The organism is Pantoea agglomerans (genome assembly GCF_021397715.1).
Taxonomy (GTDB): Bacteria; Pseudomonadota; Gammaproteobacteria; order Enterobacterales; family Enterobacteriaceae; genus Pantoea; species Pantoea astica.
Genome location: NZ_CP090207.1, coordinates 2,244,569 through 2,268,797 on the forward strand (window position 1 = coordinate 2,244,569; position 24,229 = coordinate 2,268,797).

The window sequence follows — 24,229 nt, forward strand, 5'->3', positions numbered from 1 at the left end:
TACACTCATTAAGCCCACAACAGAAGGTCCATAGCCATGAAAGCAGCCATCATCGCGCAGCCAGGCGAAAAACCGCACTACGGTGATTTTCCTGAACCCCAGGCAACAGCAGAGCAGCTGCGGGTCAGGGTGAAAGCCGCTGCCATCAGCCAGCTGGCAAAATCCCGCGCAGCGGGTACCCATTACAGTTCATCCGCGCACTATCCGTTTATCCCCGGCATTGACGGCACTGGCTATCTCGATAACGGCGATCCGGTCTACTTTCTGGCGTTTGACGGAAGCTGGGGCAGCATGGCTGAGACCACTCTGGTGCGTCGCGAAAGCCTGATTCCGCTGCCGCCGACGCTCGACCCGGTCATCGCTGCGGCGATAGCCAATCCCGGTATGTCTTCGTGGGCCGCCCTGACCCGCCGGGCGGCGCTGCGGCCAGGGGAAACGGTGCTGATTAACGGAGCTACCTCCACCTCGGGTCGGCTGGCTATCCACATTGCCCGTAGTCTGGGCGCGGGGAAAATCATCGCCACCGGCCGCAACAAAGAGACGCTGCAACAGTTACAGCATGAGGGGGCTGATATCACCCTGACGCTGGATGCGCTGCCAACAGCGCTGCCCGACCTGATGGCGCAAGGCGTGGATGTGGTGCTGGATTATCTGTGGGGTGACAGTGCGCTGGCGATTATGACGGCGGCGGTGCGTGGCGGCGACAAGGTGGTGCGCTTTGTACAGATTGGTTCGCTGAGCGGACAGGAGATTCCGCTGCACAGTAAACTGCTGCGTTCATCCGGATTGACGCTGATGGGCAGCGGCCTCGGCAGCGTCTCTGATGGCGAGCTGATCGCCTCGATTGGCGAAATGCTGCGGGCCGCCGGAGCCCACCCATTTTCCGTGCCTTTCCGCACCCGTCCGTTAAGCGAGGTCGCGCAGGCGTGGGACGAAGACGACAGCCGCTGCCGGACGGTGTTTACGCTGTAATATCTCACGCCGCTTCAGCGCGACGGTTCCAGCGGATGCAAAAAGCGCTCAGGATAATCGGGCGTAATCGCCTGCTGGCTGTCGTAGCGACCAAACAGCTTATAGCGGTTTAAGGCGATGCGGTCGTAGGCGAAATTGCTGATGGCGTCAGGGAAATGGCGCAGCACGCCGAGGCCGCGCCAGGGTGCCGGCAGATGCCGCATGACGCGAAAGACCGCCTGCGCCCGCAGCCAGTGCTGGTCACCGGCGATATAGACAATGGTACTGACGTTCTCTTCCGGTAAGCCCGCCCAGCGCAGCAGCGCCTTGCCCTGCTCGCTCTGTACCGCCGCAAAACGAACCTGCCGCGCCAGTCGATGGCGCAGCAGGAACCGGACCCAGCCGTTGCACAGCTTGCAGACGCCGTCATACAGCACGGCACTCTCACCGGTTTGCAGATAAGGGGGTGATGACATCCTGCAACTCCTCAATGGGTGAACATTGAGGTGAAGTGTAGCTGTTTCTCTCCAGCTGTTGCTGTAACCAGCGGGCGACCGCTGCCTCATGCAGGTCGCAGGCATCAACCTGCAGCACCGGCCCCAGCGCCATCGGCTGCGCCTGTTGCGCCAGCTGGCGCAGTTCGGGCAGGTATTCCGCGCCGGGATGACCCGGAAGCCGCTGCGACAGCCGCGCCTGGTAACGCGCCACGGCCTCCTCCGGCGTGATCTGCATCCACAGCTCCAGCACCGCGCCAACGCCGGCCTGTTGCAGTCCCTGTTCCAGCAGCGCGCGCGGCTGGAAGCCGAACCAGGCATCTATCAGCCAGATCTGACTGGCTGGCGCCTGGCCGACAATGTTCCAGATCGCCTGATAGGCGGCGCAGCCGAGCTGCCGGTTGCGCTGCCGATCCACCGGCGCGAAGCAGGCCATAAAGGGTTCCTTGAGGCTGTCGAGCGTCAGCACCGGCCAGCCGAAGCGCTGGGAGAGCGCCCGCGTCAGCGTGCTTTTCCCCGAGGCGGGAATGCCGTTGACCAGCACCACGCGCTTTAACGAATTGTTGGTGGTCATAAGATGTCGATGACCTCCGCAACGCTGCTGGCCTGGCGCAATCTGACCAGCGTCTCCGCATCCTCCAGCAATGACACGATGGCGCGGATACCCTCTTCGATATGCGCATTACTGTCGCGGGCACCAAACATAATCACAATGTCCGCTTTATCGCTGCCGTCAAAGGCGATCGGCTCTGTCAGTACAATCAGGCTGAAGCAGTCACGAATCACTCCGGCTTCCGGCCGTGCATGGGGAATGGCGATCCCCTCTTCAAACACATAATAGGCACCATGCGCCAGGGTATTGGCGATCACCGCGTCCGGGTAACTGGCGTGAAGATAGCCACCGCTGACCAGCGGCTCGGCGGCCAGCGCGATTACCTGACGCCAGTCCGTGGCGTCAATCCCGACCTGAATCGCGTTGGCTTGCTGCAATAACTGCTTAATGCTCATCACGGCTCCTTAAATCGACTGGCGAATGACGTTGCGTAATTCATCGATTTTGACAAACAGCGCATCAATTTCATTGCGGTAGTGACGGCTTTTAGCAAATAACGTTAATGCCCGATTATATTCCAGCATTAATTGTTTTTGCGTTTCGCCATTACGCGGATCGATTGCCAGCTTATTTTCCAGCTCGGTTATTTTTTCACGGCTTAATTCCGCCAGATGATCCTGCTGATCGGCGTCTGGCTGATTGACCGGCGGCGACTTTTTTAAGAATCCAAACATAGCGTCTCCTGCCCCGAATGGCGCCGGGGCACCTCAGGTTATGGCTTAATTAACATTGGAACGGCCGGTGAAGAGATTGGCTGACGACTGACGCGCCCTTACCTTCGCCGGTTAACGGAATAACTGCATCTTCTCCACCAGCACGCTGGTTACCGCATCATTGGCAGGCACCAGGAAATTACGCACGCTGTCGTTGACCTTGCCTTTTTCAAAACTATTTTTGCACTGCGCCACCCATTGAACGTTCATTTCCGTGCCGACATTCACCTTTTCAATGCCGCTGCTGACCGCTAAACGCATATCTTCGTCACTGACGCCGGTCCCGCCGTGCAGCACCAGCGGCGTGTGGGTGGCAGCCGTGATATCCGCCAGCCGCTGATGCTGGATATGCGCTTTACCGGTATAGAGGCCATGCACGGTGCCGATTGAGATCGCCAGCATATCGACGCCGGTTTCTTCGACGAAGCGCCTGGCATCCTCCACCGGCGTAAAGGCTATCGCCTCCATCTCCACGCATTTACCATCTTCCGACCCGCCAATCGCCCCGAGCTCCGCCTCTACCGAGACATTATGTGGCCGCGCCATATCGATTACCCGGCGGGTATTGGCAATATTCTCGTCAATCGGCAGGTGCGAACCGTCATACATCACCGAACTGAAGCCGGCATCAATGGCGGTCTGAATCGCCGCTAAATCGGAACAGTGATCGAGATGCAGGCAGGTCGGTACTTTCATACTCTCTGACAGCGATTTAATCGCATCAACCAGCAGCTTATGGCCGAGATATTTCGCCGTGCCGGTAGAGATCTGAATCATTAATGGACTATTGGTTTTTTCCGCCGCTTTAAAATAGGCGGGCAGCATCTCCAGACAGTGCAGATTAAAGGAGCCGACCGCTTTAAAATCGCGTTGCTTAGCCAGCTGTAACAGATCGGCGAAATTATAAAGTTTCATGGATTTTTTCCTCTTGCGGCTTAGTGGATTTCCCGTTAACAAACCAGGCGAGTGCAGTAACAAAAGCGATGAACAGCGCGACAAACAGCCAGTTGTTCTGGAAGGCGTGGCCCAGTACCAGACCGGTGCTGATCACATCGGAGTCGCTGAAGGTGACACCGGTAAAGCCGTAGCTCTCCAGCATCGGTACCAGAATGGCGGGCAGCAGCGTGATGAACAGGCCGTGGACAAAGCCGCCAATCATCGCCCCGCGCCGTCCGCCGATGGCATTACCGAACACCCCGGCAGTGCCGCCAGCGAAGAAGTTGGTCAGCAGTCCCGGCAGGATCATCGCCAGGCCAAACATCGGAAAGATGAGCATGCCCACAATGGAGCCGAGCGTGGTGGCCAGGAAGCCGACGATCACCGCGTTCGGCGCGTAGGGAAACATCACCGGGCAGTCGAGCGCCGGTTTAGCGTCCGGTACCAGCCGCATCGCAATGCCACGGAAGGCCGGCACCAGTTCGTTCAGCAGCAGACGTACCCCGCTGTAGAGCACGAACACCCCGGCCACGAACTGAATCGACTGCATAAAGGCGTACATCAGGTAGTTCATGCCGTTACTGTACTGCGCGATAAACGCCGGACCGGCCGCCACCGCCGGGATCAGATACATCGGCACCATCACCAGCGCCATTGACAGATAGGTGTCCTGCAGGAATTTGAAGTTATCCGGCAGCTTCAGGTCTTCGGTGGAGCGCGATCCCTTGCCGACCACTTTCGCCACCGCCGCCGTCACCAGATAGCCAATGGTGCAGAAGTGACCCAGCGCGACATCATCGGAATCGGTAATCCGCCGCACCACCGGCTGCGCCAGCGCAGGCATCACCACCGCCATAATCCCGCCAAAAATACCGCCGGTCAGGATCAGCGGCAGACCGGTCAGCCCGGCTTTGTAGCCAATCACTGCGCCAATCGTCGCCATCCACAGTAGCGCCTGGCCGGTAAGGAAGATGTACTTAAACGGCGTAATGCGGGCGATGATGATATTGACGATAAAAATCACCAGCAGCGTCAGCGCCACTTCCGATCCCAGTTCCCGGTTCGCCAGCCCGGCAATTGCCGCCACATCGGTGATATAGCCCTGCATGCCGAAGCCGTGGGTAAAGATGGTGTTAAGGAAGGTCAGCGTGCCGACGATGATATTGATCCCGGCCATCATAATTAAAAAGCCCAGCAGGGTTTTAAAGGTGCCTTCCACCACCTTGCCCGCCGATTTTTTTTGCAGCAACAGACCGATCAGGCCAATAAAGGCGATCAGAATCGAGGCCTGCCCTAATAAGTCTTTTACCAGGAAGTCGATCACACTATTCATGGGCAGCGACCTTCATGTTGCGTTCTTTTAAAAAGGCCACAATCTTCTGCTCTATTTCCGCTTTATCGGTGAGCTTATTAAGAATAATGACCCGCTTGATCTGTTCCGGACTGGCGTCGGCATTTAACACATCGGCAAAGGCTTTTTGCGTCAGAATCATGTCTGATTTAAACGCATTGGCTTCTGAAATGGTGGTGTGGTCAATATCCGCGTCAATTTCCAGCTTTTTTAATACCGCTTTTGCGCTCATCTCAATCGCAAAGCTGGACCCTAACCCGCAGCCACAAACACATAAAATTTTCAGCATGGTTATCTCCTCACAATATATTCAGTTGTTTAGCGAGTTTGTAATGATGCCCGTCAGTATCGACCAGGCGTTTTTGCATGCTTATTAAATCAATCGGAATCGGTTTATTGCTGCCATTAATAATGACGGCTTTATTACGCATTCCCGACTGAATACAACGCACCACTTCACTGGCCATAATGGTGCCCTGATAAATTTCCTCGCAGGTCGGTTCACCATTACGCAATCCGTAACCGAGAATGGTTTTGCGGATACGCACACCAATTAACGGTTCAAGCTGTTTGATTAAGGTATCGATCGCCCCCTGAAAACCGGGCGAGTATTCACGGGTGTAACCTTCTGAGCAGAGGATCACCACGCTGTTCTGCTGCGCCAGCCGCTGAGTGATACGCTGGGCCAGCTGCGGCAGCGGGATCTGACACTCCGGGATCAGGGCAAAATCGGCGTTGGATTTCAGGGCCGACTGCAGAGTTAGCTCGCCGCAATAGCCGCCGAGCAGCTCCAGCATAAAAACCCGTCCGGGCAGCGCACGTCCGGTATTACGCAGTTTTGCCACCTCCTTCAGGACCTGCTCGCAGGCGGTGGAAAAGCCGAGGGTATAGTCACTGCCAAAGACATCGTTATCTATCGTCATGCCGACGCCAAAACAATTCACGCCGAACTCCGACAGATGATGCAGAAATTGCAATGAACCATCCCCGCCCGCCATGATTAATAGATCAATGCGGGCACTTTTCAATTGACGGGCAATGAGTTCATATTCGCTGCGCAACAATTTTTTTTGCGTCCGTCCCGATTGCATCACCGGGATCGGGGCGATAGAAAAGTCGAGCAGATCGCGCGGACTAATATCACGATGCTGATGCGCTAATAAGCCTGGAATACCCCCATCGAATATCACGATTTCCGCCTGAGCCAGACGACCGAGCTGGAAAACAAAATTATTAATACCGCTGACATCGCCGCCGCTAATAACCATTCCGATCCGCATCATTTTGACCCCGCTGACGTAATTGGTGCTGGCGTTCATTGTTCCGGGATAAGGGGTTGTTATTTGCAATGGAGATCACAGTTACGCGCGGTATATTTCTGGTGAAGAGATTGACAGCGGATAATTAACCGGGTTATTTGTGAGTAGGATCACAAATTAAAGCCGCGGCGGAGATTTACAGAACTTAAATAAATCAGTGGGTTAGGCTTTGACCGACGGGAATCAGGCTAAGGGTTCACCGGCCGCGTTAATCGCCGGGTGATGTCGTTACAGATTTGTGATTTCCGCCTCATTTTTTCCGGTTCAGCCACGTTTTTCACCCGACAGGCCACGGCGAGGTGAATTAAAAACGCCCGGCGCGCGCGTTTTTAATTTCACCGATGAGAGGATAACGCGGGGAAGAAAGCAGCAAGATTCAGCTCAGCAGCAAAAACGTTCAGCCGTCTGCTATCGCTATGACGGGTTCACATCAATGCCCATTTTTTTCATTCTGGATAACAGCGTGGTTCGTTTCAGCCCCAGACGCACGGCGGCTCCGCGCGGTCCGGCAACGACGCCGTTCGTCTCCTTCAGCATGGCAATAATTCGCTGACGTTCATCCTCTTCGCTCAGGGAGGAAACGGGCGCGGAGTACGGCGCCCCGGATGGCAGGATCGGTGCAGCGAAGGTCAGGGGCTGATTAAACTCTTCAAACGGCATCTCCAGCACCGTTCCACGCGTCAGCAGTACCGCACGCTCAATGACATTTTCCAGCTCCCGTACATTTCCAGGCCACGGCATCCGGCTCAGCAAACGCAGTGTTTCGGCCGGAATACTGTCGATCGTCCGCTTCATGCGTTTGGCGATTTTGTAGGTCAGAAACTTCACCAGCTGCGGGATATCTTCCGGACGTTCACGTAACGGCGGAATAACAATCGGGAAGACGTTCAGCCGGTAATAGAGGTCGCTGCGAAATTCTTTGTCTGCGACCATCTGTTTCAGGTCACGGTTTGTGGCCGCGATCATGCGGACATCCACCGAGATCAGTTTGTTACCGCCGACCCGCTCAAACTCCTGCTCCTGCAATATGCGCAGCAGTTTCGGTTGCAGCTCCAGTGGGATCTCGCCGACCTCATCGAGAAACAGCGTGCCCTGATCCGCCAGCTCAAAGCGCCCCATTCTTTGCGCCGTTGCGCCGGTAAAGGAGCCCTTCTCATGGCCAAACAGATCGCTTTCCATCAGCCCGGCAGGCATTGCCGCACAGTTCATTTTTACCATGCGACGATCGCGGCGATCGCCGAGATTATGGATGGCCCGGGCGATCAGCTCTTTACCGGTGCCGGTTTCACCGAGGATCAGCACCGAACAGTCGCTTTTCGCCACGATCTCCACCTGTTTCAACACCGCTGACATACGGGGGCTGCGCCCGACGATGTAACTGAAGTCAGGATTGTTGCTGTTGATCTGCTCGGTCAGATAGAGGTTTTCATGCTGCAGCTTCTCTTTCAGGCTTTTGATTTCCTGATAGGCCAGTGCATTATCCACCGCGATGGCGATGCGCTCAGCGATCTGCTGCAGCACCCGCAGGTTGGTAGAATTGAAATTATCGGGCTGACAGCGCGCCAGCTTTAACACCCCCAGCGTTTTATGCCCGAAGCGTAGCGGCAGAACGCACAGCGTTTTGGTTTGATCGCGCCACAGCAGATGGAACAGCGTTCGCTCTTCAGTTTCTCCCTCTGGCTTCAGATGCGTCAGCAGCATCTCGCCGCTTTTCATCACCTGCTGCTCCAGCGTGCCGGCCAGCGTCATCCGCGATTGCTCACGCTCCGCAACATCGGCCTGCAGGTAATGGGTGGCGTAAACATTTGCCTGCTCGCTCTCCTGACCGGCATCACATAACACGATGCTGATGGCGTTGATATGGAAGAAGTGATGAATGGTTTTGGCGATTTCGCCGGTCAGCTCATCGAGATCTAATTTGGACAGCACCGCATTGGTGATATCCACCAGAATACGAAAATCGTCACGCTCGTGACGCAGCAGGGATTGCTGCAGTAAGGCGTTTTCGCGCAGCTGAATCTGCCCGACCGCAATCGCCGCCAGCGTGGCGAGCTCATACAGGCTGTTCTTCTCCTCTTCACTGAATGGGGCGGCCTGCTGGCGGATAAACTCACACCCGCCCAGCAAGCCGGACGAGGCCAGCAGCGGCACCAGACAGTAGTCGCTGAACGGCGGATAGAGATTCAGTGCCGCCAGTTGCGGATAGCGAAGGTGCAGCGCTTCACTGCGCCAGACCTGGGTTTTTGGATTACTCCGCAACGCCTGCACCGGGCCGGTTGCCAGCAGGGTTTGATCCTGATAACTGATCGGCTGATGATGCGCGTCGAGGCCGTAAAAACTGACGCGCTCACTGTTGTTGTCGAACAACACCAGCGACACGCTATCTGCCATACCGGCGGTCTGAATCAGCTGGTTCAGGGCTTGCAGCAGCGCTGGCATGGTCTGCTGAAGCAGTAACATGCGTGTCAGTTCCAGTAATCCCTGGTGTGGGGAGGTGCTCATGGTTGCACTCTGCATAGCGTTGGCTCTGGATATCGAAATTAAGTGAAATAAGTTGTTCCTGGGGGGCGAACCGCGTTGAAAAGTCTACCGCTTTCCGCGCCGCCGTCGCCCTGATGAGATCAACAAATACGAGGTAATGGCTCCGAATGCGGCAACATCAGCTGGCGTGAAACACCCAGCGTCCCGCGCAGAGAGACCTGCGGCGTCCGGGTCACTTCACCTATGGTTGCGGCATCAGCACCCAGCGGATGCGTGCGCAGCAGGGAAAGCGCCTGCTCTTCTGCCTCTGCAGAGACCACCACCACCACTTTGCCTTCATTGGCGAAGTTCAGCGGTTCCAGTCCCAGCAGTTCTGCCAGGCCACGCACCGCTGGCTTAACCGGCAGCGCATCCTCATCAATGCAGAAGCCGCATCCGCTGGCCGCGCTGAACTCATGCAAAATGGCATTGACGCCACCGCGCGTCGCATCGCGCAGAGCATGAACCCCGCTCAGCCCGCGCAGCGGTGCAATCATCGGTGCCAGCACCGCGCAGTCGCTCTCCACCCCCAGCACCATTCCCAGCTTTTCACGCAGATTAAGGATCGCTGCGCCGTGATCGCCCAGCGTACCGCTGACGATCACTTTATCGCCCGCGCTGATCTGGCTGGCACACCAGTTAACCGCCGTCGGAATGACCCCGATCCCGGCGGTATTGATAAAAATTTTGTCGGCCGCGCCGCGCTGCACCACTTTGGTGTCGCCGGTGACAATCGCGATGCCTGCCTCACGCGCGGTCTGCGCCATCAGGCTGACGATCTGCTGCAAATCGGCGAGCGGTAAGCCCTCCTCCAGAATAAAACCGCAGGAGAGATAAGCCGGTGTTGCGCCGCTCACCGCCAGATCGTTGGCGGTTCCGCACACCGCCAGCTTGCCGATATTGCCGCCAGGGAAAAAAACCGGATCGATCACGTAGCTGTCCGTGGTAAACGCCAGCCGATCGCCCTGCGCGCTCAGGCTGGCCAGCGACAACCGCGCGCCATCTTCCTGCTGATTAAGCCAGGGATTGTCGAACGCCCGCAGGAAGATCTGTTCAATCATCTGCTGCATCGCCCGTCCCCCGCTGCCGTGCGCCAGGGTGACAACCTCGTTATCCTTACTCATTCAGGCCTGCCTTCTGTTGCTGAAGCTGTTGCTGCGGTGTTGCCGCCGTGGTCGTTTCCTGATGCCGGTACTGATACCACGCCGCGCACGCGCCTTCAGAAGAGACCATCAGCGCCCCAAAGGCGTTGTGGGGCGTACAATCGTTGCCAAACAGCGGACACTGATGCGGTCTGCAGCGCCCGGTCAGAACCTCACCGCACCGGCAGCGCGGATCGTCCGCGACCGGCTGCGCCTGCGGGCGAAAGCGCCGTTCCGCATCAAACGCGGCATAGGCTGGCGTCAGGGCTATTGCCGAGGTTTCGATCAGCCCCAGGCCGCGCCACTCACTGCTACCGGAGAGCGTAAAAACCTCGCGCATCGCCTGTTGTGCCAGCAGGTTACCCTGTTGCGTCACCACGCGGCGGTACTGATTTTCGGTTTTACAGGACCCCTCGCAAATCTGGTTCACCAGCATCAGCACGCTTTGCAGCATGTCGAGTGGCTCAAAGCCGCTGATCACCAGCGGCTTGCGAAAGGTCTGATTGATGAAGCGGTATGGCGCGGTGCCGGTGATCATGCTGACGTGACCCGGTGCCAGAAAGGCATCAATCCGCACATCCTGCTGGGACAGCAGGCTGCGTAAGGTGGGCATCAGGCTGATGTGCTGGCAGAAGACCGTGAAATTGGTCAGCGCTTCACGCCGCGCCTGTTGCAGGGTGACAGCCGTGACCGGCAGCGTGGTTTCAAACCCCAGCGCAAAAAACACCACCTGTCGTGACGGATTTTCCCGTGCCAGCTGCAGCGCATCGATCGGCGAGTAGACCACGCGGATTTCTGCGCCGCGCTCGCGCGCCTGCGCCAGCGATCCCTGTTTACCCGGCACCCGTAAGGCGTCACCAAAGGTGCAGAAAATCACTTCAGGATGGGCGGCAATTTCACAGCAGGCATCAATGCGCCCCATCGGCAATACGCACACCGGACAGCCCGGTCCGTGGATAAATTCCAGCTGCGGTGGCAGCAGTTTATCCAGCCCGAATTTAAAAATAGCGTGAGTGTGTCCGCCACAGACTTCCATAATCTGCATCGGCTTGTCGGGGCTAAAAGGCAGCCTCGCCGCCCGCTGATGCAGCCGTTCAACCAGCGCCTGCGCCAGTTGCGGATCGCGAAATTCATCGACAAAACGCATTAGCTTTTGGCTCCCGCAGTGAGAAACAGCGCGACATCAGCCTCGACTTCCCCCATCGCCTGCAGCGCCGCCAGCGTTTCCAGCGCTTCCTGTTGATCAAGCCGGCTCAGCGCGAACCCGACATGGATTAACACCCAGCAACCGATCAGCGCCTCGCGGTCGCCTTCGCAGACCAGCGCGATATTCACTTCCCGACGCAGGCCGCAGACTTCGGCCCACGCGTGATCGATCCGCGTCTCATGCAGGGCAACAATCTGTCCCGGAATGCCTATGCACATCGCTGCTGCTCCAGCCAGGCCAGCCACTCCGCCATGCCAGCGCCGCGGGTGGCAGAGAGCGCGATCACCTCAATCTGCGGATTGATCTGCCGGGCGTAAGCGATGCAGGCGTCGACGTCAAAACTGACATAAGGCAGCAGGTCAATTTTATTCAGGATCATCAGCCGGGAAGCGGCAAACATATCGGGATATTTGAGCGGTTTGTCTTCGCCTTCGGTCACCGAAAGCAGCGCCACCTTGTGGCGTTCCCCCAGGTCAAAACTGGCCGGACAGACCAGGTTGCCGACATTCTCAATGAACAGCAGGCTGCCCGGGCTGGGCGACAGATGATGCAGCGCATCGTGAACCATCTGCGCGTCCAGATGGCATCCTTTACCGGTGTTGACCTGAATCGCCGCCACGCCCGTGGCACGGATGCGATCGGCATCGCGGCTGGTTTGCTGGTCACCTTCAATCACCGTACAGACAACGCGGGCTGCCAGTTGCTCCAGCGTGCGGGTCAGCAAGGTGGTTTTACCGGAGCCGGGGCTGGAGACCAGATTCAGCGCCAGAATGCCCGCAGCGGCAAAGTGCGCACGGTTGTGCGCAGCAATCTGATTATTCTTCGCCAGCACGTCCATTTCGATATCCACCAGCCGGCGCGGCGCAAACGGCAGGCCAGAAGGATGATGACCCGAAGGATCAGACGAAAAGGCGTGACCGGGACGATCGTCGCGGCTGACGCCTTCGATACGCCGTTCACCGCTGGCGCAACCACAGGTACTGCACATAGCGTTCTCCCCAGGCAACTGTGTTGCCGGTTATTCAATTTCGATGCGTTTGATTTTCATGCCGCTATCGGCCACCACCCGCACATCCTGGCCGCCGCAATGCGGACAGCGCAGCACGCCAGGGCTGAGTAAGCCGATGGCCTGCTGGCAGCGGTGGCACCAGCCTGCCGCCTCCGGCGTTTCCAGATACAGCGTGCAGCCCTCGGCGAGCGTTTCACGGCACGCCAGCGCAAAGCAGAATTGCACCGCATCCGGCTCAACGCAGGAGAGCGCGCCGATTTCGATCCACACTGCGGTAATTCGGCTGGCGCAGTGTTGCTGCCCGAACTGTTGCATTATTTCTACCGCGTTCTGACACAGCGTAATTTCATGCATTGCGCCTCCTCTGCCTGGCGTTAAATAAAGCGGACACCCACGGGCATTTGCAATATTGATGCCAGGAAAAGCAATGAAATAAAAAGCTGCCCAATCCTCTGTCAGAATAATGTCGTTCTTTCCGACATAAATGACGAAATAGCGACCATCGACACTTGCGGCTATTTGGTTGGCAGAATGAATAACGCTGATGAGGCCCGTAATCGCCTGATAATCATTCATTTAAGCAATGCGGTAAAAAGCTGGCCCGATTTATGCTTAGAGAGCGTTAATGCTGTCCTTTTTATTCATCGCCACCCTGGCAGCCAGAGGAATAAAAAGGCATTAACGCACCACTCAATGACGGGTAATGACAATGAGCACACTCAGCGAACTGACCAGCAAGGCGGATTACATCGCCTGCAAAAATGGTCATCTGAAATCACAATGGCGGACCTATCAGAACAGCCTGATACAGGCCATCACGCAGCTTAACAGCAAGATAAATCATGAATTTAGCTGCGGGGAGCAGCAGGATGTCCGCTTCACGCTGTTTAACCACTTTAGCGTCAGCATTCATCTCAGCGACGACTTCTACAGCCAGAAGATCCTCTACAGCCTGAACATGGCACACGACGGCGAACAACCTGACTTCAGGCCGTTTACCGAGGCCTCGCTGAGTGAAGAAGGCTGGGTCGATCGCACCGTGGATATAAAAGATAAAAACGCGGTACTGGAACACTACCTCAATAAAATATCGGGGCTCTACCAGTGTATTTTTGACGCATTAAAAAATGACCAGCCGGTCTATTCCCAGCTGGAACAATTATTCATTCGTCGCTGAATCTGTTTCGGTTTTTAACTTTGTGGTTAAAACCGTAAGGGCTTTTATTGCCGGTCGTGTGCGCGAATCATTCCGACATAAATGTCGATTTAAGTGACGATTTCGTCAGCTTTGACGAAATTAACAGGAGACTTCATGAGCGTTAACGCTGCCATGAATCAATATATTATCGCTGACCCGAAACGGTGTATCGGCTGCAATACCTGTATGGCCAGCTGTTCACAGGAACACCAGCGCCACGGTTTACAATCCGCGCCCCGTTTGCAGGTGATGCGTAACCGGCTCGATTCCGCGCCGGTGATGTGCCACCAGTGTGAAGACGCGCCCTGTGCCCAGGTCTGCCCGGTCAATGCCATCCGCCGCGAAAACCACGCGATTCATCTCAATGAAAGCCTCTGTGTGAGCTGCAAGCTGTGCGGTATCGCCTGCCCGTTCGGGGCAATCAGCTTTTCCGGCAGTGCTCCGCTGGCAATTCCGCGCGACTGCAATAGCGCCAAAGCGCTGCCGGCTCCGCTGCCGCCGCGTGCCGTCAGCCCGTTTCTCGATTGCGTGCCGGGGCTGCGCGCGGTGGCGGTGAAGTGCGATTTGTGCAGCTTCAGTTCCGAGGGTCCGGCCTGCATCAGAACCTGTCCGACCCAGGCGATCACGCTGGTTACCGCGCAGCTGGCGGAAAAAGCCAGCCAGCAAAAACGACTGAATGCCATCAGCGTGCTGCCGGTCGGGCTGATCGCCCTGAGTGCCCCTGAGGGAGAGAACCGATCATGATGTCACTGTTTGCTTTATCACCGGCGGCGCTGGTGACGCTGGCGCTGTTGCTGTTTGTTGGCAGTGGCCTCGCTGGCGGGTTACTGGCGGCGGCGGCACGAGTCAGCAGCCTGATTTCCGGCATCGGCGGCATGGTGGCCGCCGGCGCGCTAGCGGTAGCCGCCCTTGAGCTGCTGAACAGCGGCACATCGCAGACGCTGCCGCTGCCGCCGCTGCCTTACCGTGCGGCGTTCAGCCCGCTGAATGCGCTGCTGTTGCTGACGCTCGCCGTAACCGCCCTGTGCTGCAGCCTCTATGCCTGCGCCTGGCTGGCGCGGGTCGATCGGCGTCGTCGCGCCCGCACTGGCCTGCTGTGTAATCTGTTGCTGGCGGCCCTGACCGCCGCCACGGTTGCCGCCAATGCCGTCGCGCTGATCCTGATGATGGAAATCGCTGCGCTGTGTGCCTATTTCATCATCGTGCAGGTCGATGATGTTAAAAGCCGCCGTGCCGGTCTCAATCACTATTTATCCGGTCGTCTCGGCACGCTGTGCCTGCTGCTGGCGTTCGGGCTGCTGCATCACGCCGCGGGCAGTCTCGATTTCGACCTGCTGCGCCAGTCATCCCTGACGGCAGGCACGAAATCCGTGGCATTCCTGCTGGCGCTGGCCGGTTTCGGGCTCTACGCCGGCATTATTCCGCTGCACGCCTGGGTACCGCAGTCGCACGCCAGCGCGCCCGCTCACGTTGCCGCGCTGTTCTCTGCGGTGCTGATGAAAATCGGCATTATCGGCCTGGTGAAAGTCGGTCTGGACCTGCTGGGCGCGCCACCACTCTGGTGGGGAATAACGGTGCTGCTGCTGGCGATGCTTACCGCCTTTCTCGGCGGACTCTACGCCCTGATGGAGCACGATATCCGCCGCCTGCTGGCCTGGCACACGCTGGAAAACGTCGGCATTATTCTGCTCGGTATCGGCGGCGCGATGGTCGGTGTGGCGCTAAATCTGCCGCAGCTGGCCTCGCTGGCGCTGCTGGCGGGCCTGTTCCATCTGTTTAATCACGGACTGTTTAAAACCGCGCTGTTCCTGACTGCCGGTGAAATCGAAATGCAGACCGGCATTCAGGATATGGAAAAGCTCGGCGGGATCGCCCGTCGGATGCCGTTTACCGCCATCGCCATGCTGATCGCCCTGATGTCGATGGCGGCGCTGCCACCGCTGAACGGCTTTGCCAGTGAATGGCTGCTTTATCAGTCACTGTTCCAGCTCAGCGCCAGTCACGCCATCATTGGACGCCTGATCGGACCGCTGCTGGCGGTGGGTCTGGCGCTGACCGGTGCGCTGGCGCTGATGTGTATTGCCAAAGTGTTCGGCGTGACCTGTCTGGGTGTTGCGCGCAGTCAGGCGGCGGCAGAGGCCAGCCCTGCGCCGCGGGCCATGACGCTCAGCAGCAGCCTGCTGGCGCTGTTGTGCGTGATGAGCGGCATCGCCTCGCCGTGGATAGTTCCGCACTTCTCCGCCGTGGCCGCCTCGGTGCTGCATCTGCCGGTGCTGGCGGCGGCCGGGCATGGCGTGACCTATTCCACCTCTTCTGCGGTCTCCGCGCCGATGATCGCTGTGCTGCTGCTGGCGATGCCGTTACTGCCGTGGATCATCGCCACTCTGCTGCGCGGCCCGCGCCTGCCCAACCGGACACGCGGTGATGCCTGGGCCTGCGGCTACGCGCATTCCGCCGACATGGTGGTGACCGCAACCGGTTTTGCCCAGCCGCTGCGCGTGATGTTTGCCCCGCTTTATCGCCTGCGTCAGCAACTGACACCCGCCCCGCTGGTGGCTGCGCTGCATCGTGGCTGGCTCGCGGCGTTCTGCCGACGTCTGGCGTTTATCGAACTGGCCGTGCTGCTGGTGGTAGCTGTTGCCTGAGGAACTGACTATGAAAACTTCACTGCTGTTTGCCGGATCGTTATGGCCGCTGGCGCTGCTGCAGGCGATCGCGTTGCTGGCGCTGGCACCGCTGTTTGCCGGCTTCAGCCGGGTCCTGCGCGCCCGGCTGCAAAACCGGCAAGGGCCAGGCCTGTTACAGGAGTACCGCGACCTCGGCAAATTGCTTAAACGTCAGAGCGTGGCACCGGCCGCGGCGGGCATCGCGTTTCGCAGTATGCCCTGTCTGCTGATCGGCGGACTGCTCACCATCGCCAGCGCGCTACCGATGGTGACGCTGGCATCGCCGATGGGTGCGGCAGGCGATCTCATCACCGTGCTTTACCTGTTTGCCGTGGTGCGGCTGGTCTTTGCCCTTGCCGGGCTGGATACCGGCAGCCCGTTCACCGGCATCGGTGCCAGCCGTGAAGCCGTGCTTGGCGTGCTGGTGGAGCCGATTTTGCTGCTCGGGCTGTGGGTGGCGGCGCTGGTCGCCGGTTCCACTTCGCTCGGCGCGATAGCCGCCCGGGTGCTGCACTGGCCGCTCTCCTCGTCGTTAACCCTGATGCTGGCCGCGCTGGCCTGCGCCTTTGCCTGCTATATCGAGCTGGGCAAGCTGCCGTTTGACATGGCCGAAGCCGAACAGGAACTGCAGGAAGGTCCGCTGACTGAATATTCCGGTGCCGCGCTGGGCGTGCTGAAACTCGGCATCAGCCTGAAACAGCTGGTGGTGTTACAGCTGTTCCTCGGCCTGTTTTTCCCGTTCGGGATGGCACAACAGCTGACGCCGCTGGCGTTGCTGATTGCCGTCATCGCCTGTGTGGCGAAACTGCTGATCGCGCTGTTGGTGGTGGCACTGATCGAGAACAGCGTGGCGCGTCTGCGCTTTCTTAAAACCTCCCGAACCACCTGGGCAGGCTTCGGGCTGGCGTTTCTGGCGCTGGTTTCCTGGCTGGTCACAGGCTGATTCCCCCTTTTCTGCTCCCGCTGCGGCGGGAAGAGGCTTTGTCATGAATGAGTTCAGTAGCGCATTAAATCAAAACCCGGTCGGCAAAGAGTATCTGGCCGCGCTGGCGCAGCAGTTTCCGTCGGCACTTTCAGGCAGTGAATGGCAGACCGATACGCAGGTAACGGTCACCATCAGGCTCAACTGGCTACCGGAAGTGGTCGAATGGCTCTGCTACCAGCAGGGCGGCTGGCTGTCGGTGCTGTTTGGCAATGACGAACGCACGCTGTGCGGCAACTACGCGCTCTATTACGTGCTGTCGATGGAAAAAGGCGTGAAGTGCTGGATTACCGTGCGTGCCGAAGTGGACCCGGTGTCACTGGAGTTTCCTTCCGTCACCCCGCGCGTGCCGGCGGCGGTCTGGGGTGAACGTGAGGTCCGGGATATGTACGGTTTACGACCGGTCGGCTTGCCGGACGAACGGCGGCTGGTGTTGCCGGATGACTGGCCGGACGATCTCTATCCGCTGCGGAAAGATGCGATGGATTACCGTCAGCGTCCCGCCCCGACCACCGACGAAGAAACCTACCCGTTTATCTCTGAAACCAGAGCAGGCAATAAAATTGTGCCGATCGGCCCGCTACACGTCACCTCAGATGAACCGGGACATTTTCGGCTATTCGTCGATGGTGAAGATATTATCGACGCCGACTACCGCCTGTTCTACGTCCATCGCGGCATGGAAAAACTGGCTGAAACCCGCATGGGCTACAACGAAGTGACCTTTCTGTCAGATCGGGTCTGCGGCATCTGCGGCTTCACCCACAGCGTCGCGTACACCTCCTCGGTGGAAAACGCGATGGGCATTGTGGTGCCGGAGCGCGCCCAGATGATCCGTTCGATTCTGCTCGAAGTTGAACGCCTGCATAGCCATTTACTGAACCTCGGGCTGGCCTGTCACTTTGTCGGTTTTGATTCCGGATTCATGCAGTTTTTTCGCGTGCGTGAACAGTCGATGAAGATGGCGGAAATCCTGACCGGCGCGCGAAAAACCTACGGCATGAATCTGATCGGCGGCATCCGCCGTGACATTCTCAAAGACGACATGATCGCCACGCTGGCGCTGGCGGCCAGTATGCGCCAGGAGCTTAACCAGCTGGTCGATATCCTGCTCAGCACGCCAAATACCCGCCAGCGCAGCATCGGCGTCGGCATTCTCGACCCGCAGGTTGCGCGTGATTTCGCTAACGTCGGGCCGATGGTGCGCGGCAGCGGCCACCGCCGTGATATGCGTCAGGATCATCCCTACGCCAGCTACGCAAAACTGCCGTTCGAGCTCTGCAGCGAAACCGGTAACGACGTCTATTCCCGCCTGAAGGTACGGATTCATGAGGTGTTTAACGCCCTGAATATGATCGAGTTCGGTCTGCAAAGCCTGCCCGGTGGTCCGCTGGCGGTTGACGGGTTTACCTATATTCCACACCGTTTTGCCCTCGGCTTCGCGGAAGCGCCGCGCGGTGATGACATCCACTGGAGCATGACCGGCGACAACCAGAAACTGTTTCGCTGGCGCTGCCGGGCGGCGACCTATGCCAACTGGCCGACGCTGCGCTACATGCTGCGCGGCAACACGGTCTCTGATGCCCCGCTGATTATCGGCAGCCTCGATCCCTGTTACTCCTGCACCGACCGCATGACGGTGGTCGATGTGCGCAAGAAAACCACGATCGTCGTGCCGTATAAAGAGATCGAGCGTTACGGCATCGAACGTAAAAATTCGCCGCTTTGAGGAGCCGCGCATCATGCTGAAACTGATTAAAAAAGTGCTCAAAACCGGGACCGTGACGGTAGCTTATCCGTTTAAGCCGCTGGATCTGGCCGCAAATTTTCGCGGCAAACCGCAATACAACGCCCAGCAGTGTGTCGGCTGTGGGGCCTGCGCCAACGCCTGTCCGTCAAATGCGCTGACCATGACCACGGCGGACGATGGCGCATCCCTCCGCTGGCAGCTGTTTCTCGGCCGCTGCATTTTCTGCGCCCGCTGCGAAGAGGTCTGCCCGACCGCCGCCATCCGGCTCTCGTCAGAATTTGAACTGGCGGTGTGGCGCAAAGAGGATCTGTTCGAGAGCGCTGACTTCCCGATCTGCCGCTGCCGGGGCTGCGGTAAACCTTATGCGGTACAGAAGGAGATCGATTTCGCGCTGAGTCTGTTACAGGAGAGCGCCGCGCTGAGTGACCAGCAGCTGGCTGACCGGCGTCAGCAGTATGAAACCTGCCCGGAATGCAAACAGCGGCTCAGGGTTTGCGCCAGTGACCGGATTGATATCGGTCGCCATTTGATCGGGGAGGCCCACTGATGAGTCAACTGCCGATTGCGCCCCGCGACGAAAATGGTCTGCCACAGCCGATCACGCTGGGCCAGAGTATCGCCCGACTGAAATCCACCTTACTAAACAGTATCCGCCGTTCAGCCTATGTCTACCGCGTGGACTGCGGCGGCTGTAACGGCTGCGAAATTGAGATTTTTGCTGCCATTTCGCCGCTGTTCGATGCTGAACGCTTTGGCATCAAAGTGGTGCCCTCGCCCCGCCACGCTGACATTCTGCTGTTTACCGGTGCCGTAACCCGCGCCATGCGGATACCGGCGCTGCGTGCCTGGGACAGCGCGCCGGACCCGAAAATCTGCATCTCCTACGGCGCCTGCGGAAACAGCGGCGGCATTTTCCATGACCTTTACTGCGTCTGGGGCGGCACTGACAAAATCGTACCGGTCGATGTCTATATTCCTGGCTGCCCGCCAACGCCAGCCGCGACAATTTACGGGTTTGCGCTGGCGCTGGGCCTGCTGGACCAGAAAATCAAAGCGGAGCCCCATCATGCGCTGGCGGCCGAACCGGCCGCGTTATTACATCCCGGACTGCCGCAGCCGCTGCGGGTACTGCTGGATCGCGAAGCGCGCCGGATGGCCGGTTACCGTTATGGCCGCCAGATTGCCGATCGGTTTATGGCGCTGATGACGGCGCCGGGCGCTCAGCCGGTGGACCAGCGCCTGTCGGCGTACCTTGAGCAACAGGGCGATCCGCGTCTTAACGAAATCATCGGTCAGCTGCAGCAGATCTATCAGCAGGTTCAGCGTGGCGAGGTACGCCTGTAATGCGCACGGATAACGATCAGCGCTTCGCGCGCCATCAGCCGGTGGCCGGTCATCAGCCGCACAAAAACAAAGTGGTTTTCTATTCGCTGAGCAGCAAGTTTGTCGATGAGAAAAGTGCGCAGCAGCGCAGTGCGCAGCCGGTACAGGAGGTGGTCTATTACAGCCTGGCCATCGGCCATCATCTGGGCGTCATCGACTGCCTGCAATCCCGTCTTGAGTGCCCGCTTGATGACTATCAGCAGTGGGTAAATTGCCTGCCAGTAAACAGCGCAGCCCGGCACAAACTGGCTGGGGTGCAGCGCTTCGGGGAGATCACCATCGACAGCACGCATACCCATTTGCTGGCGCTGGCGCTGCGTGCGGCTCGTCCGCAGATGAGTGCCCTGCAGCAGGGCTGGAGCGATCGGCTCATCGCCATGCTGACCCGGATTGAACACGACCCCGCCCTCTACCTGATGGTCCGGAGATACGATGCCTGATTTTACCTCGCGTTACGCGCTGCTGTGCGTCGGAAACAGCATGATGGGCGATGACGGTGCCGGTCCGCGCCTGGCGGAGCGGTGCACTGAACATCCGCTGCCCGGCTGGACGGTGGTGGACGGCGGCGCGGCCCCGGAAAACGATATCGGGTATTTACGTGAACTGCGCCCGCAGCATCTGGTGATCGTTGATGCCACCGATATGGGACTGGCAGCGGGCGAGATGCGTCTTATCGACGAAGAGGATATTGCCGACCTGTTCATGATGACCACCCACAACCTGCCGCTGAGCTTTCTGATTCAGCAACTGCGCAGCGATATTCCGGCTATCACCTTTGTCGGCATTCAGCCCGACGTGGTGGCCTTTTACTACCCGATCAGCGCCGCTGTTGAGCGGGCCGTTATCGATCTGCATCAGCGACTGCCTGCGCTGGAACAGGGGCTGGGAATCGCCCCTTTCCGGGCGGCAGGCGCCTGACAACGGCGTCGTCATAACTGTCGGAATGATGACGAAACCCGGCTGACGTAAGCAGCCGGTTTCGTCACCTTCGACGACAGCCGATATAACCCACTGAATAAAAACTAAAAAATTTAAATCTGCAAGCTGGCACGCTTTATGTATTACCCCTACAGCCCTCTCGTCAGGCCGGTGTGATCCGGCGTCAGACGAAATCCCCAATCAGGAGATTCAGATGAACCGGTTTATTATCGCCGATCCGAAAAAATGCATCGGCTGCCGCACCTGTGAAATTGCCTGTGTGATGGCGCACAGTGAATCGCAGGATATTTCACAGCTTAACGCCGTTACCTTCGCACCGCGTCTGCACGTTATCAAAGGCGTCAATCTCAGTACGCCGGTGATGTGCCGCCAGTGTGAAGATGCGCCCTGTGCCAATGTCTGTCCGAACGGTGCCATTCTTCGCGCCGCCGATCATGTGCAGGTGATGCAGGAACGCTGTATCGGTTGTAAAACCTGCGTGGTCGCCTGTCCCTACGGCGCGATGGAGGTGATCACCCGACCCGTTTTCCGTCAGAACGGGGCAGCGATGGTCGCCACCTCAGATAAAGCCGAGGCGCACAAATGCGACCTGTGCCACACCCGCCCGGACGGCCCGGCCTGTATGCAAACCTGCCCGACCAAGGCGCTGTTCGCCATTGATCGCAACCAGTTGCAGGAAATGAACGCAGAAAAACGCCGCCGTGCGGCGCTCGACAGCCCCTCTCCGTTGCTGTTTTAACCCCGGATTAAGGAAACCCTCTTATGAATAAAGTCACGACCGTCTGCCCCTATTGCGGGGCTGGATGTAAATTGAACCTGGTTGTCGATAATGGAAAAATCATCCGCGCGGAAGCGGCGAATGGCGTCACCAATCAGGGCGAACTGTGCCTGAAAGGTTACTACGGCTGGGATTTTCTCAATGACACCAAACTGCTCACCCCGCGGCTGACCCAGCCGCTGATTCGCCGTGAAAAAGGCGGTAAATTTGAAGCCGTCAGCTGGGATGAAGCCATCCGCTACACCGCGCAGCGCCTGGCGGCGATCAAACAAAAACATGGCCCGCGCGCCATCATGACCACCGGATCGTCACGCGGCACCGGCAATGAAACCAACTTTGTGATGCAGAAATTTGCCCGCGCGGTGATCGGCACCAACAACGTCGATTGTTGCGCCCGCGTCTGCCACGGACCCTCAGTATCAGGATTGCAGGCCACGCTGGGTAACGGCGCGATGAGTAACTCCATCGGTGATATCGAAAACTCAAAATGCCTGCTGGTGATCGGCTATAACTGCGCAGACTCGCATCCCATCGTCGCCCGTCGGGTGATCAAAGCCAAAGAAAAAGGGGCGCAGATCATCGTCTGCGATCCGCGCCGCATCGAAACCGCCCGGATTGCCGATCAGCACCTGCAAATCAAAAACGGCTGCAACATGGCGCTGGTCAATGCCTTTGCCCATGTGCTGATCGAGGAAGATCTGTATGACCACGACTATGTGGCGAAGTACACCGAAGGCTTTGAGGAATACCGTAAAAATGTCGCCAGCTACTCCCCGGAAGCCGTAGAGGAGCAGACCGGCGTCTCCGCCCGGCAAATCCGTCAGGCGATGCGCACCTACGCCGCCGCCCCGTCTGCCACCATCATGTGGGGCATGGGCGTTACCCAGTTTGGTCAGGCGGTTGATGTGGTGAAAGGCCTGGCGGGCCTGGCCTTACTCACCGGCAACCTTGGCCGGGCCAACGTCGGCGTCGGCCCGGTGCGCGGACAAAATAATGTGCAGGGTGCCTGTGATATGGGCGTACTGCCGAACGAATTTCCCGGCTATCAGTCGGTCACCGATCCGAAGATTCGGGCGAAATTCGCCGCAGCCTGGGGCATTGATGTGGATCAGATGGATGCCGAGATCGGTTACCGCATCACCGAAATTCCGCATCTGGCGCTGGAAGGCAAGGTCAAAGCCTATTACATCATGGGCGAGGACCCGTTACAGACCGAAGCTGACCTGGGGCTGGTACGTAAAGGCTTTGAGGCCCTGGAATTTGTGGTAGTGCAGGATATCTTCATGACCAAAACCGCGGAGCAGGCCGACGTCATTCTACCGGCGACCTCGTGGGGCGAACACGGCGGCGTCTTTTCCTGCGCCGACCGGGGATTCCAGCGCTTTGAGAAAGCCATCGAACCGAAATATAACGTCAAACGCGACTGGGAGATCATCAGCCTGCTGGCGACTCAGATGGGTTATCCGATGCAGTACCAGGATAACCAGCAAATCTGGGACGAAATGCGCAGCCTCTGCCCGCTGTTTTACGGCGTCACTTACGAAAAAATGGGTGAACTGGGACACGTTCAGTGGCCCTGCACCACGCTTGAAAGCCCAGGTACGCCCTGGCTCTACGCTGACAATCACTTCGACACCCCTACCGGTAAAGGTCAGCTGTTTGCCGCGCCGTGGCGCGCACCGGCTGAACTGCCCGACGGCGATTATCCGCTGGTGCTCTGCACCGTGCGCGAGGTCGGTCACTACTCCTGCCGATCAATGACCGGTAACTGTGCCGCCTTGCAGACGCTGGCCGACGAACCGGGCTTTGTGCAGATGAATCCGGCTGATGCGCAGGCGCTGAATATCGGCGATCAGCAGCTGGTATGGGTCGCTTCACGGCGCGGCAAGGTGATCTCACGCGTCAACTACAACGAGCGTATCAACGTCGGTGCGGTCTACATGACCTATCAGTGGTGGATCGGCGCCTGTAATGAACTGACGCAGGATAATCTTGATCCGATCTCCAAAACGCCAGAGACCAAATACTGTGCGGTCAACGTCGAGCAGATTGCCGATCAGCGCTGGGCCGAAAACTACGCTCATCAGACCTACAGTGATATGAAAGCGCGCCTGCGCAGCGCGGTGGAAGATGTGATCCCGATCGTCGCGGTCTGATGCTGACCAGCCTGCTGAGTCGCGGCCCGTTTCGTGCGGGTCGCGGTCAAGGCGCAACGCCCGGTATCCGGCTGGCAAAACCGCTCAGCCGGTCTGCCGCGCGAAACTGAAAAAAAGGAGTC

At 58.3% G+C, this 24,229-nt stretch carries 26 protein-coding genes; 12 read left to right on the forward strand and 14 right to left on the reverse strand.

Annotation, left to right across the window (positions count from 1 at the left end):
* The first annotated feature begins 36 nt into the window (after positions 1–36).
* Complete coding sequence (locus tag LZU96_RS10665) at positions 37–972, forward strand: quinone oxidoreductase family protein (RefSeq protein ID WP_233984335.1); 936 nt, start codon at positions 37–39, stop codon at positions 970–972.
* 14 nt (positions 973–986) lie between these two features.
* Here the strand turns inward: LZU96_RS10665 and LZU96_RS10670 are convergent, their stop codons facing one another.
* The 14 genes from LZU96_RS10670 to hypA form a co-directional block, all read right to left on the reverse strand.
* Positions 987–1,427, reverse strand: coding sequence for a thiol-disulfide oxidoreductase DCC family protein (locus LZU96_RS10670; RefSeq protein ID WP_233984336.1), 441 nt, complete (start codon positions 1,425–1,427; stop codon positions 987–989).
* On the reverse strand, positions 1,396–2,019 hold the full coding sequence (locus LZU96_RS10675; RefSeq protein ID WP_233984337.1) for an AAA family ATPase: 624 nt from the start codon (positions 2,017–2,019) through the stop codon (positions 1,396–1,398). The genes LZU96_RS10670 and LZU96_RS10675 overlap by 32 nt, the downstream gene beginning before the upstream one ends.
* Positions 2,016–2,453, reverse strand: a complete 438-nt coding sequence (locus LZU96_RS10680; protein WP_233984338.1) for a PTS sugar transporter subunit IIA — start codon at positions 2,451–2,453, stop codon at positions 2,016–2,018. Before LZU96_RS10680 ends, LZU96_RS10675 begins: the two co-directional genes overlap by 4 nt.
* A 9-nt stretch (positions 2,454–2,462) precedes the next feature.
* The gene (locus tag LZU96_RS10685; RefSeq protein ID WP_233984339.1) at positions 2,463–2,732 is read right to left on the reverse strand and encodes a hypothetical protein; all 270 of its coding nucleotides are present in this window, start codon (positions 2,730–2,732) and stop codon (positions 2,463–2,465) included.
* Positions 2,733–2,843: 111 nt separating this feature from the next.
* Positions 2,844–3,686 carry a class II fructose-bisphosphate aldolase gene (locus LZU96_RS10690; protein ID WP_233984340.1) on the reverse strand — a complete coding sequence of 281 codons (843 nt, stop codon included), beginning with the start codon at positions 3,684–3,686 and terminating at the stop codon, positions 2,844–2,846.
* Positions 3,673–5,040 (reverse strand): PTS sugar transporter subunit IIC, encoded by a 1,368-nt coding sequence (locus LZU96_RS10695; protein WP_233984341.1) that lies wholly within the window; start codon positions 5,038–5,040, stop codon positions 3,673–3,675. The genes LZU96_RS10690 and LZU96_RS10695 overlap by 14 nt, the downstream gene beginning before the upstream one ends.
* A complete protein-coding gene (locus tag LZU96_RS10700) occupies positions 5,033–5,347 on the reverse strand; it encodes a PTS sugar transporter subunit IIB (RefSeq protein WP_031377537.1) in 315 nt (104 codons plus the stop codon). The genes LZU96_RS10695 and LZU96_RS10700 overlap by 8 nt, the downstream gene beginning before the upstream one ends.
* A gap of 10 nt (positions 5,348–5,357) precedes the next feature.
* Positions 5,358–6,338: a 6-phosphofructokinase gene (locus tag LZU96_RS10705; protein WP_233988176.1), complete on the reverse strand. Its 981-nt coding sequence runs from the start codon at positions 6,336–6,338 to the stop codon at positions 5,358–5,360.
* Positions 6,339–6,791: 453 nt separating this feature from the next.
* The gene (gene flhA / locus LZU96_RS10710; RefSeq protein WP_419149880.1) at positions 6,792–8,879 is read right to left on the reverse strand and encodes a formate hydrogenlyase transcriptional activator FlhA; all 2,088 of its coding nucleotides are present in this window, start codon (positions 8,877–8,879) and stop codon (positions 6,792–6,794) included.
* Between the two features lie 119 nt (positions 8,880–8,998).
* Positions 8,999–10,021 carry a hydrogenase expression/formation protein HypE gene (hypE, locus tag LZU96_RS10715; RefSeq protein ID WP_233984343.1) on the reverse strand — a complete coding sequence of 341 codons (1,023 nt, stop codon included), beginning with the start codon at positions 10,019–10,021 and terminating at the stop codon, positions 8,999–9,001.
* On the reverse strand, positions 10,014–11,186 hold the full coding sequence (gene hypD / locus LZU96_RS10720) for a hydrogenase formation protein HypD (RefSeq protein WP_233984344.1): 1,173 nt from the start codon (positions 11,184–11,186) through the stop codon (positions 10,014–10,016). Before hypD ends, hypE begins: the two co-directional genes overlap by 8 nt.
* Positions 11,186–11,464: a HypC/HybG/HupF family hydrogenase formation chaperone gene (hypC, locus tag LZU96_RS10725; RefSeq protein ID WP_233984345.1), complete on the reverse strand. Its 279-nt coding sequence runs from the start codon at positions 11,462–11,464 to the stop codon at positions 11,186–11,188. The genes hypD and hypC overlap by 1 nt, the downstream gene beginning before the upstream one ends.
* Positions 11,455–12,234 (reverse strand): hydrogenase nickel incorporation protein HypB, encoded by a 780-nt coding sequence (gene hypB / locus LZU96_RS10730; RefSeq protein WP_233984346.1) that lies wholly within the window; start codon positions 12,232–12,234, stop codon positions 11,455–11,457. Before hypB ends, hypC begins: the two co-directional genes overlap by 10 nt.
* 30 nt (positions 12,235–12,264) lie before the next feature.
* Positions 12,265–12,609 (reverse strand): hydrogenase maturation nickel metallochaperone HypA, encoded by a 345-nt coding sequence (gene hypA, locus LZU96_RS10735; RefSeq protein ID WP_233988177.1) that lies wholly within the window; start codon positions 12,607–12,609, stop codon positions 12,265–12,267.
* A 355-nt stretch (positions 12,610–12,964) separates the two neighbouring features.
* Here hypA and LZU96_RS10740 point away from each other — a divergent pair, with 355 nt between their 5' ends.
* The 11 genes from LZU96_RS10740 (at position 12,965) to fdhF (ending at position 24,107) form a co-directional block, all read left to right on the forward strand.
* Positions 12,965–13,432, forward strand: coding sequence for a formate hydrogenlyase regulator HycA (locus LZU96_RS10740; protein ID WP_233984347.1), 468 nt, complete (start codon positions 12,965–12,967; stop codon positions 13,430–13,432).
* A 153-nt stretch (positions 13,433–13,585) separates the two neighbouring features.
* Positions 13,586–14,197 carry a 4Fe-4S dicluster domain-containing protein gene (locus tag LZU96_RS10745; RefSeq protein WP_233988178.1) on the forward strand — a complete coding sequence of 204 codons (612 nt, stop codon included), beginning with the start codon at positions 13,586–13,588 and terminating at the stop codon, positions 14,195–14,197.
* Positions 14,194–16,098 (forward strand): proton-conducting transporter membrane subunit, encoded by a 1,905-nt coding sequence (locus LZU96_RS10750; protein WP_233984348.1) that lies wholly within the window; start codon positions 14,194–14,196, stop codon positions 16,096–16,098. The genes LZU96_RS10745 and LZU96_RS10750 overlap by 4 nt, the downstream gene beginning before the upstream one ends.
* A 10-nt stretch (positions 16,099–16,108) precedes the next feature.
* The gene (locus tag LZU96_RS10755; RefSeq protein ID WP_233984349.1) at positions 16,109–17,062 is read left to right on the forward strand and encodes a respiratory chain complex I subunit 1 family protein; all 954 of its coding nucleotides are present in this window, start codon (positions 16,109–16,111) and stop codon (positions 17,060–17,062) included.
* 43 nt (positions 17,063–17,105) lie between these two features.
* Positions 17,106–18,830, forward strand: coding sequence for an NADH-quinone oxidoreductase subunit C (locus LZU96_RS10760; RefSeq protein ID WP_233984350.1), 1,725 nt, complete (start codon positions 17,106–17,108; stop codon positions 18,828–18,830).
* Positions 18,831–18,843: 13 nt separating this feature from the next.
* Entirely contained in the window at positions 18,844–19,398 is a 555-nt protein-coding gene (locus tag LZU96_RS10765) for a formate hydrogenlyase complex iron-sulfur subunit (protein WP_233984351.1), read from the forward strand.
* Positions 19,398–20,195: an NADH-quinone oxidoreductase subunit B family protein gene (locus LZU96_RS10770; RefSeq protein WP_233984352.1), complete on the forward strand. Its 798-nt coding sequence runs from the start codon at positions 19,398–19,400 to the stop codon at positions 20,193–20,195. The genes LZU96_RS10765 and LZU96_RS10770 overlap by 1 nt, the downstream gene beginning before the upstream one ends.
* On the forward strand, positions 20,195–20,674 hold the full coding sequence (gene hycH / locus LZU96_RS10775) for a formate hydrogenlyase maturation protein HycH (RefSeq protein ID WP_233984353.1): 480 nt from the start codon (positions 20,195–20,197) through the stop codon (positions 20,672–20,674). Before LZU96_RS10770 ends, hycH begins: the two co-directional genes overlap by 1 nt.
* Positions 20,667–21,152: a hydrogenase maturation peptidase HycI gene (gene hycI / locus LZU96_RS10780; protein WP_233984354.1), complete on the forward strand. Its 486-nt coding sequence runs from the start codon at positions 20,667–20,669 to the stop codon at positions 21,150–21,152. The genes hycH and hycI overlap by 8 nt, the downstream gene beginning before the upstream one ends.
* Before the next feature lie 214 nt (positions 21,153–21,366).
* Positions 21,367–21,912 carry an electron transport protein HydN gene (gene hydN, locus LZU96_RS10785; RefSeq protein WP_233984355.1) on the forward strand — a complete coding sequence of 182 codons (546 nt, stop codon included), beginning with the start codon at positions 21,367–21,369 and terminating at the stop codon, positions 21,910–21,912.
* A gap of 23 nt (positions 21,913–21,935) precedes the next feature.
* Positions 21,936–24,107, forward strand: a complete 2,172-nt coding sequence (gene fdhF / locus LZU96_RS10790) for a formate dehydrogenase subunit alpha (RefSeq protein ID WP_233984356.1) — start codon at positions 21,936–21,938, stop codon at positions 24,105–24,107.
* Positions 24,108–24,229 lie beyond the last annotated feature (122 nt).